The organism is Rhizobium sp. H4, from assembly GCF_003013335.1.
GTDB lineage: Bacteria > Pseudomonadota > Alphaproteobacteria > Rhizobiales > Rhizobiaceae > Rhizobium > Rhizobium sophoriradicis.
In genome coordinates this window covers 127,136-142,872 of record NZ_PSOW01000016.1, presented here as the reverse complement: position 1 = coordinate 142,872, position 15,737 = coordinate 127,136, and the positions used below count along the sequence as shown (strand labels likewise).

The window sequence follows — 15,737 nt, the reverse complement described above, 5'->3', positions numbered from 1 at the left end:
TGGTGGGAACCCCTTTCGCCCAACAGCAAGACCGGATGATGACCCTCAGGACCCGCATCGAAGAAAAACTTGTCGAAGCCTTCGCGCCCGAACGCCTGAGCGTCACCGACGAAAGCCACCTGCACGCCGGCCATCAGCCCGATATCACAGGCACCGGCGAAACCCACATGCGGGTGAGGATCGTTTCGGCGAAATTTGCCGGCCTGTCGCGGCTGGCGCGCCACCGCGCCATCACGGATCTGCTGAAACCGGAGCTCGATGCCGGCCTCCATGCGCTGGCCGTCGAACCGGCAGCACCGGGCGAGGCGACGCGATGGTAGCAGCGCCTATATGGGGAATGGTCGCCGGCGATCCAAGCGGGATCAGGCCGGCTTTGCGCCGTCTTCCCCGGCGGGACGGATGCGCAGCTTGGTGATGCGGTTCTTCTCCCGCTTCATGACGACAAAACGTTTGCCATAAAAGGTGAAGGCCTGGCGCTCTTCCGGAATGGTCATCGATTCATGGATGACGAGGCCCGCGATCGTCGTCGCCTCCTCGTCAGGCAGGTTCCAATCGAGCGCACGATTCAGGTCGCGGATCGGCACGCCGCCATCGACGACGACCGAACCATCCGCCTCCTGGCGCACGCCCTGAATCTCGATGTCGTGCTCGTCGGAAATGTCGCCGACGATTTCCTCGAGAATATCCTCGAGCGTGACGATGCCCTGGACCTCGCCATATTCGTCGACGACGACGGCGAAATGCTGTTTGCGGCGCAGGAAGGCATTGAGCTGGTCTTCGAGGTTGGTGCTGTCGGGCACGAACCACGGCTTCTGCGCGATCTTGACGATATCGAGATTCTGCGGCTCCATGTTTGGCTCGGCCAGCGCCCGCAAGAGATCCTTGGCGTGAACGACACCGATGATGTTGTCGATCGTGCCTCGCCACAGCGGCATGCGCGTATAAGGGCTTTCGAGGATGGCGCGCACCACCGCCTCCGGCGGATCGTCGGCATTGATCGCCCGCATCTTCGTGCGGTGGACCATGATATCAGACAGTTCCAGCTCGCCGAGATCGAGCACGCCGCCGAGGCGATCGCGGTCGGCCTTCACCACCGACCCCTCGCGATGCAGCAGATCGACGGCGCCGCGCAATTCCTCATGGGCCGTCAGCATCGAGACCTCCCGCGAGAGATTGATGCCGAACAGCGCAAGAATCCGCCGCACGATGCCGTTGACAAAGGAGGAAATCGGACCGACGACGGTGACGAAAAGCCTGGTCGGAAGCGCGACGGCGAGGGCGAAGCGCTCGGGCGCCGATATCGCCCAGCTCTTCGGCAGCACTTCCGCGAAAATGACCAGGATGACGGTCATCGCCAGCGTCGCCAGCGCCACGCCGGAACTGCCGAACAGCCCGAGAAACAGGCTGGTGGCGATCGACGAGGACAGGATATTGGCGAGATTGTTGCCGATCAGCATCGCGCCGATCAGCCGGTCGCGCCGCTCGATCAGCTGGCGGACGAGGCCGGCCCGCTCGTCGCCGTTGACCTCAAGCGTATGGATGCGACTGCGCGACACGGCGGTCAGGGCGGTTTCCGAGCCGGAAAAGAAGGCGGACGTCAGCACGAGCGCGGTGATCGAAAGGATCTCCGGCCAATATGTCGTGAGAAATGCCAGAGCGCCTTCGACCGTCATCAGGGATGTTTTTCCCGGAGAAAGCTGATCACCTCGGAGGCCGGAACGTCGTCGGCGACGAAGGACTGGCCGATGCCGCGCGTCAGGATGAAGGTGAGCTTGCCGCCCTTGACCTTCTTGTCCTGCGCGATCGCCTCCATCAGCACCTCAGCCGGCGGCAGCTCGCCCGGAATTTCGGACATCCTGGTCGGCAAGCCGACCGCCTGCAGATGCCGCGCGACGCGGCGCGCATCGTCGGGGCTTGCGAGGTTCATCCGTGCGGAGAATTCATGCGCCAGCACCATGCCGATCGAAACGCCTTCGCCGTGCACAAGGCGGCGGCTGTCATAGGCGGTCGCCGCTTCCAGCGCATGGCCGAAGGTGTGACCGAGATTGAGCAATGCCCTTTGGCCGTTCTCGCGCTCGTCGGCGACGACGACATCGGCCTTTGCCTGGCAGCTTGTGGCGATCGCTTCGATGCGCGCGGAACCACCTGTAAAAACCGCCTTCCAGTTCGCTTCCAGCCAAGCGAAGAAATCCGGCTTATCGATCAGCCCGTATTTCGCCACCTCGGCGTAACCGGCGCGGAATTCCCGTTCGCTCAGCGTGTTCAGCACGTCGGTGTCGGCGAGGACGAGGTCCGGCTGGTGAAAAACGCCGATCAGGTTTTTGCCGTGGCGGGAATTGATGCCGGTCTTGCCGCCGACGGAGGAATCGACCTGCGCCAGCAGCGAGGTCGGCACCTGCACGAAGCGCACGCCGCGACGCACAATGCCGGCCGCAAATCCCGAGAGGTCGCCGATGACGCCGCCGCCGAGTGCGATGACGCAGTCGTTGCGCTCGACGCGGGCTTCCAGCACTTTGTCGCAGGCCGTCATCAGATGTTCGAAACTCTTCGTCTTCTCGCCGGCCGGCAGCACGACTGCAGCCGAGACGATGCCCGCCGCATCGAGGCTGGCAACGAGGACGTCGAGATACAGCGGAGCGACATGTTCGTCGGTGATGACAGCCGCCTTGCGGCCCTTGAGGCGCGAAGCGATCTCGGCGCCGGCCCGGGCAATCAGCCCCGGCCCGATCAGGATATCGTAGGCGCGCTCGCCGAGCGGCACATGCACGGTCTGGACGGCCGAGGCGGAGCTTATCGCATTCATGACGCTGTATTTTCCTTCTGAGCTTCGATCATCGCCTTCAGCACCTCGTCGGCCATGATTTCCTTGCGCACGTCGCGCGAGAGCACGGTAAGATCAGCCTGAGCGTAGATCGGATACCGTGCATTCATCAGGTTTTCGAGCGTCTGCTTCGGGTTTTCGGTCTTGAGCAGCGGCCGCGTGTCGCGTTTGTTGACCCGTTCCCAGAGCACGTCGAGATCCGCCTTCAGCCAGACCGAAAGGCCGCCCCTCTTGATATGCCTGCGCGTCCGCTCGTTGACGAAGGCGCCGCCGCCGGTGGAGACGACGCGCGGACCGCTCTTCAGCAGACGCTTCATGACCCGCGTTTCCAGCGCCCGGAACTCGTCCTCACCATAGGCCGCGAATAGTTCGGCGATCGTCATGCGCGACACCCGCTCAATTTCGTGATCGCTGTCGATGAAGGGAATGCCGAGCTGGCTGGCGACAATGCGCCCGACGGCGGATTTTCCCGCACCCATCAGGCCGACGAGGATCAGATTGCGTGAACCGAGCGCGGCGCGAGCTCTGTCTTTCAGGCTGTCAGCAACGGTCAGCAGTGGTTCACTCATCGGTCCATTCACACTTTGTTTGCAAACCGTATCGACAAATGCAGGTGGAGCGTCAAGTCGCGGTCAAGGGAATCATCGCTTGAATACCGCTTCTTGCGCTGTCAGATACGCTTCTTATAACAGAAGCAGAGCATGAAGGAGTTGCCGGATGCCGACCCTGTTCCGTTTTCTGTTCGTCTGCGCGATCCTCGCCGGGACGGTTTACGGAGCGATGTGGGCGCTTGCGACCTTCGTGGAGCCCGAGCCGCGCGACGTGACGATCCGCATTCCGTCCGAGCGGGTCAATCCGCCGCCGACGGGCACGATCGACACCACCGGGAAGTGAGAGACATGAGGGATCTCGGCCGCGTCCATGTGGAATCCTTCCTGGAAATGATGAGCGCCGAACGCGGTGCCGCCGTTAACACGCTGCAATCCTATGAGCGCGACCTCGATGACATCAGGTCCTTCCTGAACGGCCGCAGCATAAGGTTGACCGAAGCCGCCTCCACCGACCTTTCCGCCTATCTCGCCTCGCTCGCCAGCCAGGGTTTCAAGCCCTCCTCGCAGGCACGCCGGCTCGCGGCCATGCGGCAATTCTACAAGTTCCTCTACGCCGAAGGCATTCGCACCGACGACCCCACAGGCGTGCTCGACGCGCCGAAGAAAGGCCGGCCGCTGCCGAAGACGATGGGGGTCGAGGAGGTCGGCAGGCTGCTGTCGCAGGCGCAAGCCGAGGCCGACGACCCGGCCCCGGGCCAGTTGCAGCGCCTGCGTATGCTGGCGCTCCTGGAGCTGCTCTATGCCACCGGCATGCGCGTCAGCGAACTGGTCTCGCTTCCCGCCCGCGTCCTCGACCAGGAGGGCCGCTTCCTGATGATCCGCGGCAAGGGCAACAAGGAGAGGCTGGTGCCGTTGTCGCTCTCGGCGATCAGAGCTTTGAAATCCTACGGCGGCCTGCTGGCTGCCGAAAATGCCGCGGCAAAGGAGCCGCAGGAAAGCCCATGGCTGTTTCCGGCCGCCTCGAAGGAGGGCTATCTGCCGCGTCAGGTTTTTGCGCGAGACCTGAAGAACCTGGCGATCCGCGCCGGCCTGACGCCGTCGCTGATCTCGCCGCACGTCATGCGCCACGCCTTTGCCAGCCATCTGCTCGCCAACGGCGCCGACCTGCGCGTCGTGCAGGAACTCCTCGGCCATTCGGACATTTCGACCACACAGATCTACACACATGTGCTCGAAGAGAGGCTGCAGCAGCTCGTCCAGACGCATCACCCCCTTGCCAAACAGGCGAAAAAGCACGAATAGGACCGGCGACAAGGGGCGGAGCCAGGAAAACGCCCCGGGCACAAGGAACGGAAACGCACCTCATGCACAATTATCTCGACTTCGAAAAGCCGATCTCCGACCTCGAAGGCAAGATTATCGAACTGAAGAAGCTCGCCACAGAAGACGAGAGCATCGACACCACCGATGAAATCGGCAGGCTCGAGATCCGCGTCCGCGAGGCGATCGTCGAAATCTATTCCAAGCTCAATCCCTGGCAGAAGACACAGGTCGCCCGCCACCCGCAGCGGCCGCATTTCGTCGACTACGCCAAGACGCTGTTCCAGGAATTCACGCCGCTCGCCGGCGACCGCAAATTTTCCGAGGATGCCGCAATCCAGGCGGGCCTCGCCCGCTTCCGCGGCCAGCCCGTCGCCGTCATCGGCCAGGAAAAGGGCAACGACACCAAGACCCGCCTGAAGCACAATTTCGGCAGCCCCCGCCCGGAGGGCTACCGCAAGGCGATCCGCATCCTTGAAATGGCCGATCGTTTCGGCCTGCCGGTGATTTCGCTGGTGGATACGGCAGGCGCCTATCCCGGCGTCGGCGCCGAAGAGCGCGGCCAGGCCGAGGCGATCGCCCGCTCGACGGAAATGTGTCTCGGCGTCAAGGTTCCCCTCGTTTCCGTCGTCATCGGCGAAGGCGGCTCGGGCGGCGCGATCGCCATCGCCACCGGCAACAAGGTCTATATGCTCGAGCATTCGATCTACAGCGTCATCTCGCCGGAAGGGGCCGCCTCCATTCTCTGGCGCGATTCGACCCGCGCCCGGGAAGCGGCGACCAACATGAAGATCACCGCCGAAGACCTGAAATCGCTCGGCGTCATCGATGGTATCATTTCCGAGCCGCTCGGCGGCGCCCATCGTGATCCCGACAGCGTCATTGCCGCAACCGGCGACGTGATCGCCAATGCGCTGGCCGAAATGGCATCCCGCTCCGGCGAACAATTGCGCAACGAACGGCGCCAGAAATTCCTCAACATGGGCCGAAATCTGTAAGGTCGGCTGCAGCTCTTTGCCGATTGAGGCCAAACCTTGGCCACATTGATGTTATCTCTGACATTTGCGCTTGCGGGGGCGTTCTTCACACGTCATAGGCTGGTAAGGATTTGTGAAGTATAAGCCGCTTATGATTCTGCCTCGTGCCAGGACTCCTTAAGCGACCGGGTCGCACTTCTTTATGGGCTAGTTTGGATGCGCATACGTCATTTTGCCTATGTTTCCCTCATCGCGCTGGCTCTGACCGGCTGCAATGACGCGCTGGAGACGGCGCAGGTCGACCTTTCCAAGGTCAAGAACAAGGTCGAGCAGCCGCTTCCTCCTCATATTCTCGCCGCCATGTCCGCCAAGGGCATGGACCGCAACTCGCCGATCATGATCCGCATCTTCAAGGAAGAAGGTGCCATGGAGATCTGGAAGGCGAAGACCGACAACCGCTTCGACAAGATTGCCGACTACAAGATCTGCGCCTGGTCCGGCCGCCTCGGTCCGAAGGTCAAGACTGGCGACCGGCAGGCGCCGGAAGGCTTCTACGACCTGACACGCGCCAACCTGAACCCCAACTCGAAATATTATCTGGCGATCAACACCGGCTTCCCGAACCGCTACGACGCGGCGAACGGGCGAACCGGCTCCGATCTGATGATCCATGGCGCCTGCTCGTCCTCCGGCTGCTATTCGATGACCGACCAGCAGGTGCTGGAGATCTATGCTTTTGCCCGCGACGCTTTCAAGGGTGGCCAGGCGACCGTGCAGCTGCAGGCCTTCCCCTTCCGCATGACGGCGGAAAACATGGTCAAGCATCGCCTCGACAGCAATTACGAGTTCTGGAAGATGCTGAAGGTCGGCTATGACAATTTCGAAGTGACGAAGCGCCCGCCCGAGGTGAACGTCTGCGAGAAGAAATACGTCTTCAATCAACAGGCAACCGATGGCGGCGCTTTCAATGCCGCCGGCAAATGCCCTGCCATGTCGACGCCGCCGGCGCTGACGGCAGCCCTTGCCTCCTATGGCAAGACCTACGATGCCGACTATGCCAAGGCCATGAGCAAATATGACGGCATGGCCTGGTACGACCCGTCCGAAGCCGAGCGCAAGGCGGTGGTCGCCAAGCTGCGCAAGGGCCGAGAGCTGGCCTTCGCCCCGACCGGCACCTCGTTGGAAGCCGGCCGCATGGTCAAGGTCGCCGAGCTCGAAGATCTGATGGCCAAGCGCACCGCCCACAGCGTGACCACCCAATCCGCGACAGGCGCCACGCCCGCAACGCCCGCCCAGCCGCAGGCAACGGCCGTCGCGGCCGCAGCCCCTGCGGTCGTGCCGGTGCCGATGCAGAACCCGCTGGCCTTTACCGCGCCGGAACCGCAGGAAACGGCAGAAGCCGTGACGAAGAAGCCGTTCTGGAAATTCTGGGCGCGGAACTGAACGGCTTGAACCCCGTTCTGTACGATCTCCGTGGTCTGAAATGCCCACTGCCCGTGATCAAGACACGCAAAAAGCTTGCCGCCATGGCAAGCGGTGCGCTCATTCGTGTCGACACCACCGATCCGCTTGCCGTGATCGACATGCCGCATTTTTGCAGTGAGGACGGCCACGAGCTGGTCGAGACCGAAAAGACCGAAAACGGCCACCGCTTCCTGATCCGCAAGCGCTAAACTTTTCTACGTTAAATAGTCACGGCCGATGTCGTCCAAAGCGGCAGGATCACAGCCGCTCTCGGCGCATTTCCAATTTCCTTGCCATTTCTCGGCTCCGCCGCTCGGAAGTCGCTCCCGCGCCAAAATTCATCATACAACTACACAGCTTTTGTATGTTGACATTATACTTGGCTGGTTCTAGCCATAGTAAGCCGGTCGGAGGAACGGCAAGAATAGAGGAGGCTGACTGACCCACATCTTCTGTTTCCACGAGAAGAGGTAAGCGTGCGCCATCAGATCCGATGAGCACGCCGAGACCGTTTGTTATGTCTCGATGAGCCCTTTCGCGTGATGTTTCCAGCGCGCCTGCCCGTGCGTGGCCGGCCTCGCAAATTGCAGGAAGCAGGCGAAGCGTGCAGGGATCTTCAGCAAAGCCGGAATACTGACTTCTGAAAATAATCGTCATGCAAAATGGGAGGAGAGCATGAAAAACTTTGTCAAACTGGCCGCCGGTCTTATGGTTGCCGCTTCAGTCATGAGCAGCGCCGCCAGCGCGCAAACGGTGCTGAAATCGTCCGATACTCATCCAGACGGCTATCCGACTGTTGAGGGCGTCAAATATTTCGGCGAACTGGTGAAGGAGCGTACGAAGGGCCGCTATTCGGTCGAAGTGTATCATTCCGCCCAGCTTGGCGAAGAGAAGGACACGATCGAACAAGTACGCTCCGGCGTGATCGAGCTCAACCGCGTGTCGATGGCGCCCTTTAACGGCACGGTGAAGGAATCGATCGTTCCTGCCCTGCCCTACATCTTCCGTTCGGAAGAGCACATGCACAAGGTCATGGACGGCGCGGTCGGCGATCAGATCAAGAAAGCGTTCGAACCGGCAGGCCTCGTGGTGCTCGCCTTCTACGATGCCGGCGCGCGCTCGTTCTACAATAAGACGAAGCCGATCAATTCAGTTGCCGATATGAAAGGTCTGAAGTTCCGCGTCATCCAGTCGGACATCTTCGTCGACATGGTGGCGGCCCTCGGCGCCAATGCGACGCCGATGCCCTATGGCGAAGTCTATTCGGGGATTGAAACCGGCGTCATCGACGGCGCTGAAAACAATTTTCCGAGCTACGACACCGCCAAGCATGCGGAAGTCGCGAAGCACTACTCGCTTGACGAACACACCATCCTGCCGGAGGTGTTCGTGATGAACAAAGCGGCGTTCGACAAGCTGACGCCGGAGGATCAGGAAACCTTCAAGCAGGCAGCCAAGGACAGTGTCGCCAAGCAGCGCGAGCTCTGGGCAGCCAAGGTCGCTGAATCACGCGCCAATGTCGAAAAGCTCGGCGCGCAGATCACCACACCGGACAAGCAGGGCTTTATCGACGCGATGGCCCCGGTTTACGAAAAGCACGTCAAAGACGACGTGCTGAAAAAGATGGTCGCGGATGTAAAGGCTGTGCAGTAGCCTTTGCCTGCCCTCCTTTTTGCGGGAGGCGACGTGAGCCAATCGGGTGGAGGACTACCTCCACCCCATTTCACCCTTCCGTTCCGCCCCTATCTTGATCGATCCTCTCTGTAAGGGAGAGCGTCCGCCCGATTTCGACGAGGCCTGCATGTCGAATAACCTGACACCCGTCACCAACTTCCTGGCGCGCCTAAGCAACGCTGCCTTGTGGCTCGCCGGCGGCGGCCTGATCCTGATGACGGTCTTTGTCGCCTGGCAGGTATTCTGCCGCTACGTATTGAACGACTCGCCGAGTTGGACGGAGCCGGGCTCGGTCATGCTGATGAGCTGGTTCATCTTCCTGGGCGCCGCCGTCGGGATCCGGGAAAACAATCATCTTGGTTTCGACGTGCTGCTTTACGTCCTGCCAAAATCAGGAAAGCGCGTCCTGCGCATGATCTCGGACGTCGTCATTCTCGCATTCGGCGCCGGCATGATTTGGTATGGCGGCGCGCTCATGAGCCTGACCTGGAACACGACCCTGCCGTCGCTGGGCATTTCCGGCGCGTTCGATTATCTGCCGCTAGCCGCCGGCGGCGTCCTTGCCGTGATCTTCTCGCTGGAGCGGATTGTGCTGCGCCTCGCTGGTGAGCCGATCGACGACGTGCTGGATGAAGTTCTGCCGGCAGAGATTGCCGTCGAGATCGAAAACATCCAAGCCGACCCGAACGCCAAATTGAAAGTGTAGCGCGATGGAACTGTGGATTCTGTTCGGTGTTTTCACCGCCCTAATGCTGATCGGCACTCCGATTGCCTTCTGCCTCGGCGTCGCCAGCTTCGCTACGGTGCTATACATGGGCCTGCCGCCGCTCGTCATCTTTCAACGGCTCAATTCCGGCATGAGCGTCTTCTCGCTGCTTGCCATCCCCTTCTTCATCTATGCCGGTGACCTGATGGTGCGCGGCGGCATCGCCAGCCGCATCGTCGCCTTCGCCGCATCATTAGTGGGGCATGTGCGCGGCGGCCTCGGCCAGGTCAATGTCGTCACTGCGACGCTGTTCGGCGGCATTTCCGGTTCGGCGGTGGCAGAGGCCGCAGCCGTCGGGGGGCTGATGATCCCGCAGATGAAGCAGCGCGGCTATGGTGCCGACTACGCGGTCAACGTCACCTCGATGGCGGCACTGATCGCGCTGCTCCTGCCGCCTTCCCACAATATGATCATCTATTCGATCTCCGCCGGCGGCAAGATATCGATCGCCGATCTGTTCACCGCCGGCGTCCTGCCTGGCCTGTTGCTCGCAGCCGCACTCATGGTGACCGCCTACATCGTCGCACGCTCCCGCGGTTATCCAACGGAACCGTTTCCCGGCTTGGTCATGGTGGCTCACCTGCTCGCCGTCGCGGTACCCGGGCTTCTGCTGATCGCCATCATCTTCGGCGGGGTGAGGTCCGGTGTTTTCACAGCGACGGAAAGCTCGTGCATCGCTGTGCTATACGCGCTGCTGGTAACTCTCTTCGTCTACCGGCAGATGAGCTGGAAGGACTTCGTCCACGCGACGCAGGGCGCCGTGCGCACGACGGCAATGGTACTCCTGATCATCGGCACCGCCGCCGCTTTTTCCTGGCTGATGGCCTTCCTCAAGGTGCCCGCTTCGCTGGTTATCTGGATGAAGAGCGTCGCCGACGACCCGCTGACGGTGCTGCTTCTGCTCAATGTGCTGATGCTGGTGCTCGGCACCTTCATGGACATGGGACCGACCATCATCATCTGCACGCCGATCTTCCTGCCGGTGGCACAGGCTTACGGTGTCGATCCGGTGCACTTCGGCGTGATCATGATCCTGAATTTCGGCATCGGGCTGAACACCCCTCCTGTCGGCGCCGTGCAATTCGTGGCCTGTGCGGTCGGCAAGATTTCGGTCTGGGAGGCTATGCGCTCGATCTGGCCGTTCTACGGCGCCGGTCTCGTCGTGCTCGGTCTGGTCACCTACATCCCGGCAATTTCGCTGTGGCTGCCGGCTGTGTTCAAATAGGAGAGCGGCATGGCGGCCGATACAGCCGTTGAATCAAGGATCGAGCGAAGACCGAAACTCTCCGAAAGCGTGGTTTCGGCCATCCGCGCTCAGGTCCTGTCCGGTGCCTATGCGCCCGGGCAAAAGCTGCCGACGGAGACCCGGATGGGCGAGCTTTTCGGCGTCAGCCGCACTGTCGTCCGCGAAGCGATTGCAACCCTTGCCGCCGACGGCCTCGTCGAGGCGCGGCAAGGGGCCGGTGTCTTCGTCATGAACCATCCAACGATTGCCTTCGGTTCGATCAGCCTCGATGTCGGCAACAAGATTTCCCATGCACTCAACGTCATCGAGGTACGCATGGGACTGGAGATCGAAAGCGCCGGACTGGCCGCGCTGCGGCGCAATGCAGCTCAGGAGGCGCAGATCCAGGAAGCCTTCTTCGAGTTCGACCGGCTGCTCGAGCGCGGCGAGGCGACCGGCAAGAGCGACTTCGCCTTTCACCGAGAAATCGCGGCTGCCACGAACAATTCATATTATGTGGAAGTTCTCGATGCGCTCGGCATGCGGGCGATCCCCTGCGACATCGCCTCGCCCTGGGGCACGGACAGCACGCTGTCGCGCGATTATCAAGAAGGCCTACAGCGCGAGCATCTGGCAATCCTGAAAGCGATCTCGGCCGGTGAGCCGGAAGCCGCCCGCGCCGCCATGCGGGCTCACCTGACCGCAAGCCAGGAGCGCTATCGCACGCTGCTGAGCGGCCAGCAGGCAAGATGGCTTTCAGGCACCCGTAAACACAACAGCTAAAGACGATCGCGTCACAACAAAATGCTCCGGCGGTTTAGATCCGCATGCCGGGAATGGCCAGCGGATTGTCCGACAGCGCCGCACGATCCGGCATATCGATGCGCGGTTTGCCGAGGAAAGCGTCGAACAGATCCTTGACGAAGGCTTCCGGCAGATCCCGGGTGATCAGCACCATGCGTGTGCGCCGGTCGTTGGGGTCCGGCCAGGCGGCAAGCCGCACCGGCGGATGGAAAATGCTCTGCACGCCATGCAGCACCAGCGGCCGTTCCGGCCGGTCGGAGACGGAAACGATCGCCTTCATCCGCAGCAGCTTCTCGCCATGGGCCGAGCGCAGGAGATCGATGAACATCTCGAGCGCCATCGGATCGATCGGCTTCTCCTCGATGATCGAGAAAGAGCGGATCGAGGCATTGTGACGATTGATGTCGTGCGGATCCTGATGAGCCTCACCGCCATGATGGTGGTGATGATGATGACCGTGATCATGATGGTGATCGTGGTCATGGTTGTGGTGCGCCGCGTGTGCATCCTCGTCCTGCAGCCAGCGGCCGACATCGGCGATCTTCGTCGCCGGATCATAGAGGCCGTTGACCAGCATCGCAGCACTGCCCGCCTCAGTGCTGTCGGCATCCATCATCGTCGCGCGTGGATTGAGCGCCCGCAGGCGCTTTTCCAGCCTGTCCGTCGCCTCGGCCATCGTCCTTTTCGAGACGATCAGCCGGTCGGCGACGGCCGCCTGTTTGCGCGCTTCCTCGTGATTATCGAGCGTCTGCAGGCCGTTGACCGCATCGACGACGGTCACGACGCCGTCGAGCTCGAAATTGGTGGCGATGACGGGATTGCCCATGATCGCCTGCATGACCGGTGCCGGATCGGCAAGGCCGGTCGTTTCGATGACGACGCGTTTCACCGGCTTGACGCGGCCGGTCTGCACGGCATCCATCAGGTTCGCCAGCGTATCGACAAGCTCGCCGCGCACGGTGCAGCACAGGCAGCCGTCGGAGAGCTCGATGATCGAATCGCCGGAGCTTTCGACCAGCAGATGATCGATGCCGACATCGCCGAACTCGTTGATGATGACGGCCGCGTCCTTCATCGCAGGGTCTTTGAGGATGCGGTTGAGCAGCGTCGATTTGCCGGCGCCGAGAAAGCCGGTCAGGATGGTGACCGGAATCCTGTCGTTGAGCGCGCTCATCTCATTTTACCTTGAAAACGATCTTGCCTTAGAACGAAGTCGGACGCGGCATCGGCACCGGCACGTTGGCGACAGCTCCGGCCGCATCGCCGGTTGCTACTTTTTCCGGCTGCTGCGCCGGCTGCGGATCCTGCCCCGGAATGAGGCCGGCGAAGACGAATTGCGGATCGTGGTCCATTTCCAGAATATAGGGTGAGCTCACCTTCATGCGGCCGACCTCGTCGCGCGTTTCGCTGCGTATCTTGGCGCCCTTGGCGCTGCAGATATCGGCGGTAATGTCGGTCACCTGGTCCTGTCCCTGTCCGTAAGGCTTCAGCGAACCGAGCGTGTCATTGCCGGGAAACTGGGTGGTGAAGCCCTTCTGCAAAAGGTTCGCCGTCGCATCGGCGCGCGCTGCCAGGCTGTCGGTGCCGAGCACGACGGAGACGAGGGTGCGGCCGTTGCGGGTCGCCGAACCGATCTGGTTGAAGCCCGAGGCACAGATGAAGCCGGTCTTCATGCCGTCCGCGCCGGCGAAGCGGCCGATCAGCATGTTGAGATTCGGCACGTTCTGCTGGCCGGTGGTAAATCCCTCCAGCGAGAAATAGCTGGCATATTGCGGAAAGTCGCGGCGCAGCGCCACCGTCAGCACCGCAAGGTCGCGCGCCGTCGTATATTGTCCTTTGCCCGGCAGGCCGTTCGGGTTGACGAAATGCGAATCCGTCATGCCGAGCTTCAGCGCCTCGCCGTTCATCCGCGTCACGAAGCCTTCCTGCGTGCCGCCGACGGCTTCGGCAACCGCAACCGCGACGTCGTTCGCCGATTTCACCAGCAGGATCTTCAACGCGCTGTCGAGCGTCAGCTTCTGGCCGGGCTTGAAATACATCTTGGCGGCCGGCTGCGCGGCGGCGCGCTTGCTCATGACAATGGGCGTATCAAGGCTGATCTGGCCGGCGCGGATCGCATCGAACACGGTATAGACCGTCATCAGCTTGGTGAGCGAGGCCGGGTACCACTTGCGGAAGGCTTCCTCATGCTCCAGCACGCGGCCGGTCTGGACGTCGACGAGAATATGCGGATTGGCCTGAGCGAGCGAAATAGAGGCGAGAAAGGCGGCAGTCGCGGCGACTGTGAAACCCAACGGCCGCATGGCGGCAAACAAACGGAAGTGGCTCGTCGACACGGTTCGTCCTTCAGATGTCCGGAAAATCTCGCAACCTTCCTCTATCTAGCCTATATGGCTATGACATGGCAAAGGTCATTGACGAAGTAATTTCCAAAAGCCTCACACCCTTGTGATGCGATCACAGATTGTCGGGATTTCATAACAGGAACGCCAACATGCCGATTTTGAACAGAGCCGCCGAATTGCAGGATGAAGTCGCCGAATGGCGCCGTCACATTCATGCCCGGCCCGAGCTCCTCTTCGCGGTGGAGAACACGGCCGCCTTCGTCGCTGAGAAGCTCAAGCAATTCGGTGTCGACGAGATCGTCACCGGCATCGGCCGCACCGGGGTCGTCGGGCTGATCAAAGGCAAGGGCGAGGGCCGCCGCACCATCGGCCTGCGCGCCGACATGGACGCCCTGCCGCTGACCGAGATATCGGGCAAGCCCTGGGCCTCGAAGACGCCGGGCAAGATGCATGCCTGCGGCCATGACGGCCATACCGCGATGTTGCTCGGCGCCGCGAAATATCTGGCCGAGACCCGTAATTTCAACGGCAATGTCGCCGTCATCTTCCAGCCCGCCGAAGAAGGCGGCGGCGGCGGCAACCTGATGGTCAAGGACGGCATGATGGAGCATTTCGGGATCGAAGAGGTCTACGGCATGCACAATCTGCCCGGCCTGCCGGTCGGTCAGTTCGCCACCCGCAAGGGCGCGATCATGGCGGCCACCGACGAATTCACCGTCACCATCAAGGGCCGCGGCGGGCACGCCGCCCAGCCGCATCGGACGATCGACCCGATCGCCATCGGCGCCCAGATCGTCGCCAATCTGCAGATGATCGCCTCGCGCACCGCCGATCCGATCAGCTCGGTCGTCGTCTCGGTGACCAAGTTCAACGCCGGTTTCGCCCATAATGTCATTCCGAACGATGCGACCTTCGCCGGCACGGTCCGCACCCTCGACCCGGACGTGCGTACGCTCGCCGAGACGCGCTTTCGGCAGATCGTCGAGGGCCTTGTCGCAGCCCACGGCGCCGAAGCCGAGATCAGCTTCAACCGCAACTACCCCGTCACCATCAACCACCCCGACGAGACCGAGCATGCGGTCGCCACCGCCAGCGCCATTGCCGGCGAGGGCAACGTCAATGCCGAGATCGATCCGATGATGGGCGGCGAGGATTTTTCCTACATGCTGAACGCCCGCCCCGGCGCCTTCATCTTCATCGGCAACGGCGACAGCGCCGGCCTGCACAACCCAGCCTACGACTTCAACGACGAAGCCATCGCCCACGGCATCTCCTATTGGGTCCGCCTCGCCGAACAGCGCCTGGGCTTCTAGTAAGAATTAAGGCTTGGCTTCACGCCAAGCCTTTTGTATGCATGGCGTGCAAGTGGTCCCGTAGCTCAGCAGGATAGAGCACCAGATTCCTAATCTGGGGGTCGCGCGTTCGAATCGCGCCGGGATCACCATTCTTTTAGCGATGAGCCAGACCGCGTAATCTTTACACCTTAATCGGAATTCCGGCCTCGATTGCAGCCTCGATGAAAGCCTGTCGCGCCTCCTCGCGGCTTCGCTTTCCGGAGATGACATCGGCGCATACGGCACAAGCCCGATCCAGGGCGGGGCCCTCGTCTGTCGGCCAATCTTCAATCAGCGCCCATGTCGCAGCCTGCGTGGTTTGTATCACCACCCATTGATCCGGGCCTTCAAGGGCGATCGTCACCGGCTTCTTCCAGATGGTCTGCATTCTTTGGCCTTCCTTGACTGCTGCGGTCGTAGTTAGACCGATAAATCTCGTCTTGCAAATCAGCGCCG

General features: G+C 61.7%; 17 protein-coding genes and 1 tRNA gene. 12 read left to right on the top strand and 6 right to left on the bottom strand.

Annotated elements, in window-relative coordinates:
• Nucleotides 1–35 precede the first annotated feature (35 nt).
• Nucleotides 36–320, top strand: a complete 285-nt coding sequence (locus tag C4N04_RS23595) for a BolA family transcriptional regulator (RefSeq protein ID WP_183598553.1) — start codon at nucleotides 36–38, stop codon at nucleotides 318–320.
• 42 nt (nucleotides 321–362) lie between these two features.
• Here the strand turns inward: C4N04_RS23595 and C4N04_RS23590 are convergent, their stop codons facing one another.
• From C4N04_RS23590 to C4N04_RS23580, 3 genes are read right to left on the bottom strand one after another with little or no spacing between them, the layout of a single operon-like run.
• On the bottom strand, nucleotides 363–1,673 hold the full coding sequence (locus C4N04_RS23590; protein WP_039622521.1) for an HlyC/CorC family transporter: 1,311 nt from the start codon (nucleotides 1,671–1,673) through the stop codon (nucleotides 363–365).
• Complete coding sequence (gene aroB, locus C4N04_RS23585) at nucleotides 1,673–2,803, bottom strand: 3-dehydroquinate synthase (RefSeq protein ID WP_106797150.1); 1,131 nt, start codon at nucleotides 2,801–2,803, stop codon at nucleotides 1,673–1,675. Before aroB ends, C4N04_RS23590 begins: the two co-directional genes overlap by 1 nt.
• Nucleotides 2,800–3,390 carry a shikimate kinase gene (locus C4N04_RS23580; RefSeq protein WP_106797149.1) on the bottom strand — a complete coding sequence of 197 codons (591 nt, stop codon included), beginning with the start codon at nucleotides 3,388–3,390 and terminating at the stop codon, nucleotides 2,800–2,802. The genes aroB and C4N04_RS23580 overlap by 4 nt, the downstream gene beginning before the upstream one ends.
• Before the next feature lie 148 nt (nucleotides 3,391–3,538).
• On the opposite strand from C4N04_RS23580, the gene C4N04_RS31920 reads away from it, so the two are divergent.
• From C4N04_RS31920 to C4N04_RS23540, 9 genes are all read left to right on the top strand, one after another.
• Nucleotides 3,539–3,715: a hypothetical protein gene (locus C4N04_RS31920; RefSeq protein ID WP_009994155.1), complete on the top strand. Its 177-nt coding sequence runs from the start codon at nucleotides 3,539–3,541 to the stop codon at nucleotides 3,713–3,715.
• Nucleotides 3,716–3,720: 5 nt separating this feature from the next.
• On the top strand, nucleotides 3,721–4,674 hold the full coding sequence (gene xerD, locus C4N04_RS23575; RefSeq protein ID WP_096771521.1) for a site-specific tyrosine recombinase XerD: 954 nt from the start codon (nucleotides 3,721–3,723) through the stop codon (nucleotides 4,672–4,674).
• Between the two features lie 62 nt (nucleotides 4,675–4,736).
• Nucleotides 4,737–5,690 (top strand): acetyl-CoA carboxylase carboxyltransferase subunit alpha, encoded by a 954-nt coding sequence (locus C4N04_RS23570; protein WP_010057227.1) that lies wholly within the window; start codon nucleotides 4,737–4,739, stop codon nucleotides 5,688–5,690.
• A 195-nt stretch (nucleotides 5,691–5,885) separates the two neighbouring features.
• Complete coding sequence (locus C4N04_RS23565) at nucleotides 5,886–7,112, top strand: murein L,D-transpeptidase family protein (RefSeq protein WP_077992054.1); 1,227 nt, start codon at nucleotides 5,886–5,888, stop codon at nucleotides 7,110–7,112.
• Nucleotides 7,113–7,117: 5 nt separating this feature from the next.
• Nucleotides 7,118–7,342, top strand: a complete 225-nt coding sequence (locus C4N04_RS23560; protein WP_039622534.1) for a sulfurtransferase TusA family protein — start codon at nucleotides 7,118–7,120, stop codon at nucleotides 7,340–7,342.
• A gap of 466 nt (nucleotides 7,343–7,808) precedes the next feature.
• Nucleotides 7,809–8,786: a TRAP transporter substrate-binding protein gene (locus tag C4N04_RS23555; RefSeq protein WP_096761996.1), complete on the top strand. Its 978-nt coding sequence runs from the start codon at nucleotides 7,809–7,811 to the stop codon at nucleotides 8,784–8,786.
• A gap of 148 nt (nucleotides 8,787–8,934) precedes the next feature.
• A complete protein-coding gene (locus C4N04_RS23550; protein ID WP_096761997.1) occupies nucleotides 8,935–9,513 on the top strand; it encodes a TRAP transporter small permease in 579 nt (192 codons plus the stop codon).
• 4 nt (nucleotides 9,514–9,517) lie between these two features.
• On the top strand, nucleotides 9,518–10,798 hold the full coding sequence (locus C4N04_RS23545) for a TRAP transporter large permease (protein WP_077992059.1): 1,281 nt from the start codon (nucleotides 9,518–9,520) through the stop codon (nucleotides 10,796–10,798).
• A gap of 9 nt (nucleotides 10,799–10,807) precedes the next feature.
• Nucleotides 10,808–11,581: a FadR/GntR family transcriptional regulator gene (locus C4N04_RS23540; protein ID WP_106797148.1), complete on the top strand. Its 774-nt coding sequence runs from the start codon at nucleotides 10,808–10,810 to the stop codon at nucleotides 11,579–11,581.
• Between the two features lie 34 nt (nucleotides 11,582–11,615).
• Here the strand turns inward: C4N04_RS23540 and C4N04_RS23535 are convergent, their stop codons facing one another.
• A complete protein-coding gene (locus C4N04_RS23535; RefSeq protein ID WP_077992063.1) occupies nucleotides 11,616–12,776 on the bottom strand; it encodes a GTP-binding protein in 1,161 nt (386 codons plus the stop codon).
• A 28-nt stretch (nucleotides 12,777–12,804) separates the two neighbouring features.
• On the bottom strand, nucleotides 12,805–13,938 hold the full coding sequence (locus C4N04_RS23530; RefSeq protein ID WP_077992066.1) for a D-alanyl-D-alanine carboxypeptidase family protein: 1,134 nt from the start codon (nucleotides 13,936–13,938) through the stop codon (nucleotides 12,805–12,807).
• A 158-nt stretch (nucleotides 13,939–14,096) separates the two neighbouring features.
• On the opposite strand from C4N04_RS23530, the gene C4N04_RS23525 reads away from it, so the two are divergent.
• Together C4N04_RS23525 and C4N04_RS23520 are read left to right on the top strand one after the other, a co-directional pair.
• Nucleotides 14,097–15,260, top strand: coding sequence for a M20 aminoacylase family protein (locus C4N04_RS23525; protein ID WP_077992068.1), 1,164 nt, complete (start codon nucleotides 14,097–14,099; stop codon nucleotides 15,258–15,260).
• Nucleotides 15,261–15,314: 54 nt separating this feature from the next.
• Nucleotides 15,315–15,391: transfer RNA gene (locus tag C4N04_RS23520), tRNA-Arg, on the top strand.
• A gap of 32 nt (nucleotides 15,392–15,423) precedes the next feature.
• Here the strand turns inward: C4N04_RS23520 and C4N04_RS23515 are convergent.
• Nucleotides 15,424–15,669, bottom strand: a complete 246-nt coding sequence (locus C4N04_RS23515; protein WP_004679623.1) for a DUF982 domain-containing protein — start codon at nucleotides 15,667–15,669, stop codon at nucleotides 15,424–15,426.
• Nucleotides 15,670–15,737 lie beyond the last annotated feature (68 nt).